We start from the raw sequence: 7,458 nt of genomic DNA on the forward strand, positions 1-7,458 counted from the left end.
GACTCGGACATCATAGACGGCGTCCTCTGGGCCGCGGGCTTCAGCGTGCCCGGGGCCCCAGCCAACCCCAACCCCGCCCAGGTGATCAACATGAGCCTGGGCGGCTCGCCCAGCTGCTCCCTGTCCCCGGCACTCCAGGAGGCCTTCGAGCGGGTGCGGGGCCGGGGGGTGGTGGTGGTCGCTGCGGCAGGGAACGAAGCCCTGCCCACCCACGAGTTCGCCCCGGCGAGCTGCAGCGGGGTGATCGCGGTGGGGGCCACCGAGCGCAGGGGCTACCGGGCCTTCTACTCCAACTACGGCCCCCGCACCGACCTGATGGCCCCTGGGGGGGACACCACCGAGGACCGGGACGGCGACGGAAACCCCGACGGGGTGCTCTCGACCATTGTGGCCAATCGGCGCGACCTCATCTACGGGTTCGAGATGGGCACCTCGATGGCCGCGCCCCACGTAGCCGGGGTGGTGGCCCTCCTGAGGAGCCTCAGGCCGGGCCTCACCCCGGCGGAGGCCCTCTCCGTCCTGCAGGACACCGCCCGGCCCCTGGACGGCACGGCCTGCACCGGGCGGCCCTCGGCCGCGCTGGAGCAGGGGCCCGACCTGCCCCCCCTCGCCCCACGGGACTGCGGGGCCGGCCTGATCGACGCCGAGGCGGCGCTGCGCCGGCTACAGGGGGGGTACCAGGGCTTCCAGCTCCGGGCTCTTCCTGCCGAAGCCCCGCTCGTGCGGGGCGGGCGCAGGAGCTTCCAGGTGTTCATCGAGCGCTTCGGCGGCTTCGCGGGGCCGGTCAGCCTGGAGCTCCTGGACCTGCCTCGAGGGGTCCAGGGCCGCCTCACCGGGGAGGGCGACCGGCGCACGCTGGAGCTGTCCGTGAGCGATGCAACCCCTACAGGCAGCTTCACCCTGCGCCTGCGCGCCGCGGGCGAGGAACTCCCCCTGCCCCTCCAGGTGGTGGAGGGGCCGCGGACGGCCACCCTGGAGGGGACCCTGGTCTACGCCTGCTACCTGACCGGGCGGGAGGAGGAGCCCTGCGACGGGCTGGCGGAGGAGGGTGGGAAGAGCCGCGCCCTCATCCTGCGCCAGGCTGCTAGGAGCGCCCCGTTCCGCTTCGAGCAGGTGGCCCAGGGAGAGTACGTGGTCCTCGCCTGGAAGGACCTCAACGCCAACGGCCGGGTCGACCCCCTCGACTACCTTGGGGTCTACCCCGAGCTGGTCCGGCCCGGCAACCTGCGGGTGGACTTCGGCATCGGCCCGCAGTACCGGATCACCGAGCGGCAGAAGGCCGCGCTGGAGCGGGCCCGCCGCTAGCCTAGCTGGTCCAGCCGCGCGATGAGGGCCTGGGCGAAGTCCTGCAGCCTCAGCTCCACCTGGGCCTTCACCGCCGCCTCCACTGTCTCCCTGGGCGGCAGCGCCCCCTGCTCGAAGGCCTCGGCCAGGCCGCTGTAGTAGCGGGTGGGCAGGTGCTTGCCCAGGATCAGGGCCAGCATCCGCACCGCCTTGGCTGCCCGGCCCCGGGCGTCGAGCTCATCCCATCCGGCCTCCACATGGCGCTGCTGGCGCTCCTCCTCCCGCCGCAGCGCCTCGTTGCGGCGGCTCCGGGCCGCTTCGGCCCTCCGCCGCATCTCGGAGACGAACCCCTCGGGGTCGGCGTACTTGTCCTCCTCGTCGCGGATCACGTCCACCAGGAAGCCGGCCCGGTTGCGGGGAGCGTAGCCCGACTGGAGGATGGCCTCAAAGCGCCGGAGCCGCTCCCGCAGGCGCTCCAGGCCGTACAGGGCGAGGAGGCTCTGCGCCACCGGCCGGGCCACCCCGCAGGCCCAGAGCCGCTCCAGCACCTCCGCCGCCTCGGGCGTTGGGTGGGCCGGCTGGGCGAAGGTGTAGATGATCTCCTGCCTGTTCCCCCGCCCGCGGTACTCCACCGCCGCCAGGTAGCCCCGCTCGATGAGCTCCCTGTGGGCCCCTTCAAGGGTGCGCCGCACCCGCGTGGGGGTCTGGTCCACGATCTTGCAGGCCTTGGCCCACTCCACGATGTTGGTGCGGAACTGGGTTACCTCTCCCCCATCCGGCGAGACCCGCTGGGCGTCCAGCAGGCGGTAGAGGGCCCGGGTCAGGGGCCGGTCAAGCGAGGTCAGGAAGCCCAGGTCCAGCGGCTTCAGGTACCTGGCCCGGATGGACTGCACGATCTCCCGGGCCAGGCGGATCCTGAGCACGCTGGGCCCCGAGAGGTGTAGCTTATCGTCCTCGCTGGTGTACTCCAGCCGCTCGATGTAGCGGAAGGTCACCGTGGTCCACTTCCGCCCGCTGCGCCAGGCCTCGCTGGCAGTGTAGGTGGCCGTGGTCAGGCGCTCCAGGCTCTCCTTGAGGGCCTGGTAGTAGTGGCCGCTGGTGTCCCAGCCGACGATGGACAGGATGCGGTAGGCGGTGGTCACAATGGTGCCATCCTCAGGACAGCCGGCCTCCTGGTAGAGGTTGATCAGGGCCAGGCTCACGTCGTTGTCCAGCCCATGGGGAACCCCCCCGTGCTCCGCCACCGCCACGCAGGAGAGGCGGGCCCGACGCCCATCCAGGTCGAAGTCCACCGTCCAGCTGGTGAAGTCGGGCGGAATCCGCTCCTGGATGCTGATAAGCCCCAGCCTGGCCACGTTGGCCTCGTCGAAGCGCTCAACCTCGGTGCTTTCGGGCTTTTTCCGCGGCATTACCGGGATTATAACCCCTGTGCCGCGCAGTGGCCCAGGGGCCTGTGGTGGGGGGGCTGGCCCTGCCCCAATGGGGCGGTGGGGTGGTCGGCCATGCGCCGCTTGATGATGACTTTTAAAAGAAATAAAAAAAGAAGAAAGCTTTTTGATGAATTAAAATTCATCATCAAGGGCCCTTCGGGAATTGCGTGCAGGATTTGAATTCTAAGGCCAAATTGGCCAAGTATTCCGACAATTTTGCCCCCAAACTGGCCGAGTATTCCGATATTTGGAGCTGCGAACTAGCCAAGTATTCCGATACTACCCCCCCAAACTAGCCAAGTATTCCGATACCTGACCCCCCTCTACTGGCCAAGTATTCCGATACTTCGGAGCGGCAATTGGCCAAGTATTCCGATAGCTGGCGGGGCGCAATTGGCCAAGTATTCCGATACTTCGGAGCGGCAATTGGCCAAGTATTCCGATACTTTCCCTGGCCGCAAATTTTCCCCTCCAGGACAGGGTTTCTGCCTGATTTGGCCAAGTATTCCGATACTTCCTGCTGGTGGAATTGGCCAAGTATTCCGATACCCCCGCTCCCCTCACACCCTGCCCCCGGTGAGGGCTGCTCCCCCAACCGGCCTCGTGGGGGAGGGGGCCAGGCTGGCCCTGTTGCAACGGCTACAGGGATCAGCCCCAGCACGGCGGGTGCCTGGGCGCTCCTCAACACGCCCTACTGGCAGGGCGGGGGCGGGTCCAGAGCCATGTGGGTTGCCTGGGCCCACGACAGCGGGTCGGCCATCCCCGGCCCCGGCGGGGAGCCCCTGCCGCCGCGTTATATGACCTTGGGTTCGCTCTTTGGGGTGCGGGAGTAGCCCCTCAGGACCGGGGCTTCAGCAGCGGCAACACCTTCTTGAGCTCGGACACCATCTCCTTGCGCACCAGCAGGGTAACCTTCCCCTCCCGCACCACCACCGTGTCCTCCAGCCCGATGGTGACCACCAGCTCGTCCTCGGGGGCGTAGATGATGGACCCCCGGGTGTGCAGCCCTACATGCCGGGCCAGCTCCGTGTTGGCTCCGTTTTTGGGGAAGTGCCGCTCCAGCGCGGTCCAGTCGCCCAGGTCGTCCCAGGGGAAGGAGGCCAGCACCATGTAGGCCCGTTCGCTCTTCTCGCTTACCGCGTAGTCCAGGCTGATCCTCTCCCCCCGGCCCTCCAGCACCCAAGGGGCGTACCGGGTGAACTCCTCCAGCCAGACCGTGCGCTGGGCCAGGTAGATGCCGGTGTTCCAGTAGTGCCGCCCGCTGGCGACGAACTCCTCGGCCAGCTCCTGGTTGGGCTTCTCCCGGAAGCGGGCCACCCGGTACACCCCGGGCCGGACCTCCGGGCCCTTCTCCAGGTAGCCGTAGCCGGTAGCGGGGTAGGCAGCCGGGACCCCAACGGTGAAGAGGCCGGGGAGTTCCTGGGCTGCCCTTAGGGCAAGGCTCGCGTCCCGGGCAAAGGCGGCCTCATCGCCGATGTGGTGGTCGGCGGGGAAGAAGGCCAGCAGGCCCTCGGGTAGCTGCCGCAGGGCAAAGGCCACGGCAAAAGCGGTGTCTTTGGGTTCAGGTTCTAGGAGCAGGTTGCTCTCGGGCAGCCAGGCCAGGTGCTCCCGCACCAGCCCGGCAAACTGGGGCGGCACCACGACAAAGACATTCTCCCGCCCGAAGATGGCACTTAGCCGCTGGCCGGTGGCCTCGATCAGGCTCTGAGGGCCGAAGAGCCGCAGGAAGGGTTTGGGCCGTTCGGGGGTAGAAAGAGGCCAGAAGCGCTCCCCCTTTCCCCCGGCCAGAATCACCGCGATCTGCCTCATACGCCCACCACCCCCCGCGCCTCGCGCAGCAGGGCCTGCACCAGCTCGGGGGAGGTGGCCTCGGCGTAAAGGCGCAGCACCGGTTCCGTGCCGGAGGGGCGGAAGAGCAGCCAGGCCTCGGGGTAGAGCCACTTCACCCCGTCCAGCCGCTCCACCCCCACCGGGCGCAGGCCGGCCAGGGGCCTGGGCTCCTCCAGGGCGGTGAGGTCGAGAGGGGCCTTCAGGGGCAGGTCGAGCCGGTCGTAGGCGTGGGTGAGCCCAGTGAGGGCCTCGATCTGGCGGAACTGCTCCGCGAGCTCGAGCCCCCTCTCGGCCACGCTCTGCAGCAAGAGCAGCCCGGCCAGCAGGCCGTCCCGCTCGGGAAGGTGTTCGGGAAAGCCGATGCCCCCGGACTCCTCTCCGCCAATCAGGACATCTCCCCGCAGGAACTCCACCTTGATCCACTTGAAACCGATGGGGGTGGTCTGCACCTCGAAGCCGAGCCGGGCCCCCAGCCGGTCCAAAATCCAGCTCACGGCGAAGTTCTTGACTACCCGGCCCCGCCGGCCCTGCAGGAAGCGGTGATGGGCCAGAACGGCCAGGGCCTGGTGGGGGTTGAAGTAATGGCCGCCGGCCAGCACCACCCCCACCCGGTCGGCGTCCCCGTCGGTGACCACGGCAAAGCTGGGAGGGGATGCCGGGGCCAGGGCCTCCAGGGTGGCGGCCAGGTTTCTGGGGATGGGCTCGGGGTTCACCCCGTAGAACAGGGGATGGGGCTCAGCCCGCAGCTCCACCAGCCTAAGGGGCAGGCCTACGTGGGCGAAGAAGCGGCGCAGCAGGCCCCCCCCAGCACCCCCCATGGCATCGTGGAAGAGGGTGAAGCCGGGGTGCTCCTGCGCGAGGCGCTCCAGCGCCGGGAGGTTGACCAGCTGGGCCAGGGCCTCCAGGTAGGCCCCCCTGAGCTCGCTCACCCGGTAGGGCCCCTGGGACTCCCGGGCTTCCTCCGGGACCAGGGCCTCGATGCGCCGGGCCTCCTCCGGGGCGATGGGCCCGCCGCTGGGGTCTTTGAACTTGAGCCCCAGGTACTCCGGGGGGTTGTGGCTGGCCGTGACCATGGCCCCTCCGGCAGCCTCCAGCTGCCGCACCGCGAAGGAGAGCAGGGGGGTGGGCACCGGGCCGGGGAGAAGGTGGGCCTCGAGGCCCATCTGCCCCAGGTGGGCGGCCAGGGCCTGGGCGAAGGCCTGCGCCTGGAAGCGGGTGTCGTGCCCCACCACCACCCGCCCGCCCCCGCGTTCCAGCAAATAGCGGCCGTAGGCCTCGGCCAGCCGGTGCAGGTTGGCGAAGGTGAACTCTCTGCCGATTATGCCGCGAAAACCCTCGGTGCCAAGGCGAATTTCACGCTGCATGGACGCATGCCTCCCCCTGTGGGGCCCGGGAGGCATTCTAACAGACCTCAGGCAGGGTGGAGCGGCGCACCACCAGCCGGGGTTCGGGGGGCCTGCTTCCGGCCTAGCATCTCCGCCCCTGGCCCGGGAAGGCCCAGGGCTGCGGAGCAGGGGGCCTCCGCCAGGGCGCCCCTAGGCGATTGGCCGCCCCCCAGCACACCCCCCGCACCACCCGGCTGGCCCGGCGGACCCCGTTCCCATCGCAGACCTGCACCTGCCAGCCTTGGGGGCCACTCCCTTCACCGGCCGGCGGCCGTCCGGGGGATGGCCGCCTCCACCCCGGTGTCCGGCACCGCTACCTGCACCCCCTAGCGCCGGCCCTGGGCCAGCGGAGCCCGCCGCCCAGGCTCCAGAGGCGCCACGGGTCGGCCCTGTAGGCGGGGTCCGGGCCTCTGGTTCCTCCCGGGACCTCCCCGCTGTGCCCCACGGAACGCTTGGGCCAGCGCGGCTCGAGGTCCCCTCCCGGCACCCGCCCCAAAGGGCCCCCAGGCCTGGCTACGAGGACCCGCAAGGGCAGGCCTCCACCCTGGGAGCCGCCGGGAAGGCCCTCTCCCCTGGGCCACCGAGCGGCTGCCGGGTGACCTGCTATCGGTGAGAGGCGCCTCTGTGTAGGGACTGGCCGTAGCTACCCTCCGAGTGCGAGAAGACCATAAGTTTCCGGGCGGTTCGGGCCCCGGAGAGCCTCCTTGGGCAAGGCGGCGCTACGGGCGTGGCCCTTGCGGAACTCGGGCTCCCTGTCCGGGCGCGGAAGGCCTCCTCGCTTTCCCAAAAGGTCATGGCGATGTAGGGACCCTCCGGGCCCTTGCGCCTGAGAACCGGGTTGCGGACGGGTGCGGGCATCCGGTCCACCGGGCAGGCCCGAGTCTGGAAAACCTCCTCGAACCGCTTGGCGTACTGGGGCCCCCTCCGCAGCAGAGGTAGGGCTAGTTATGTTGGCCCACCCCTGGCCGAACTGGAAGTCCTGGAGCTTGTTGTCCGTGTCCTTGCCGGAGAGGATTCGCTTCCAGCCGATCTGGCCCAACCCGGTGCTGGACGTAGGGCCGTTCGCCGGGCCCTGGCCCTCGAACTGGCCGCTGGAAGCGGAGCCCGTTGATGACCACCCGTGCCCCCTCCCCGGCGCAAGGCGGCCGGTCGGGGGCGAGCTCCAGGCGGAGGAGAAGGGGGTTGTGGTCGCTGGAGCGGTAAGGGTCAGGGGCGAAGCGGTCGTCCGGCTTGTTGGCCAGGGTGTAGTCCAGGACCCTGGGCTCCTCGGCGTTGATGGCCCAGGCCAAGGCCCCCCGCACCTGGGCGGAGAGGCTGGGAGTGGCGTAGGCGTGGTCCAGGGCCCCGGAAAGCCCCATGTAGACGTAGGTGTGGTGGCCAGAAAGAAGAGGGACCAGGCCCCGGCCCCTGAGGAGGGCCAGGGGGTCTTCCTCCTCGTAGGCGTTGAAATCCCCAAGCACCACCACGTCCGGGTCCACGGCCTTCAGGGTGTCCACCCAGTCGGCCAGGGCCTGGGCCTGGGCGGTGCG

6 protein-coding genes are annotated in these 7,458 nt (G+C 69.8%); 1 reads left to right on the forward strand and 5 read right to left on the reverse strand.

Features of this window, described 5'->3' with window-relative positions; genetic code table 11:
- Positions 1-1,305 (forward strand): S8 family serine peptidase (locus NZ849_RS07715; protein ID WP_295405821.1); only part of this gene is annotated, 1,305 nt, incomplete at its 5' end.
- Here the strand turns inward: NZ849_RS07715 and NZ849_RS07720 are convergent.
- The 5 genes from NZ849_RS07720 to NZ849_RS07740 form a co-directional block, all read right to left on the reverse strand.
- Positions 1,302-2,693, reverse strand: coding sequence for a replication initiator protein A (locus NZ849_RS07720; protein ID WP_295405823.1), 1,392 nt, complete (start codon positions 2,691-2,693; stop codon positions 1,302-1,304). The two genes, NZ849_RS07715 and NZ849_RS07720, sit on opposite strands and share 4 nt — an antisense overlap.
- Positions 2,694-3,551: 858 nt before the next feature.
- The gene (locus NZ849_RS07725; RefSeq protein WP_295405825.1) at positions 3,552-4,523 is read right to left on the reverse strand and encodes a mannose-1-phosphate guanylyltransferase; all 972 of its coding nucleotides are present in this window, start codon (positions 4,521-4,523) and stop codon (positions 3,552-3,554) included.
- Positions 4,520-5,908, reverse strand: a complete 1,389-nt coding sequence (locus NZ849_RS07730) for a phosphoglucomutase/phosphomannomutase family protein (RefSeq protein ID WP_295386318.1) — start codon at positions 5,906-5,908, stop codon at positions 4,520-4,522. The genes NZ849_RS07725 and NZ849_RS07730 overlap by 4 nt, the downstream gene beginning before the upstream one ends.
- Positions 5,909-6,532: 624 nt before the next feature.
- Positions 6,533-6,787: an antibiotic biosynthesis monooxygenase gene (locus NZ849_RS07735; protein ID WP_367182959.1), complete on the reverse strand. Its 255-nt coding sequence runs from the start codon at positions 6,785-6,787 to the stop codon at positions 6,533-6,535.
- 83 nt (positions 6,788-6,870) lie between these two features.
- On the reverse strand, positions 6,871-7,458 hold a 588-nt coding region (locus tag NZ849_RS07740), incomplete at its 5' end, for an endonuclease/exonuclease/phosphatase family protein (RefSeq protein ID WP_295405827.1).

This window comes from Meiothermus sp. (genome assembly GCF_025060375.1).
Taxonomy (GTDB): Bacteria; Deinococcota; Deinococci; order Deinococcales; family Thermaceae; genus Meiothermus.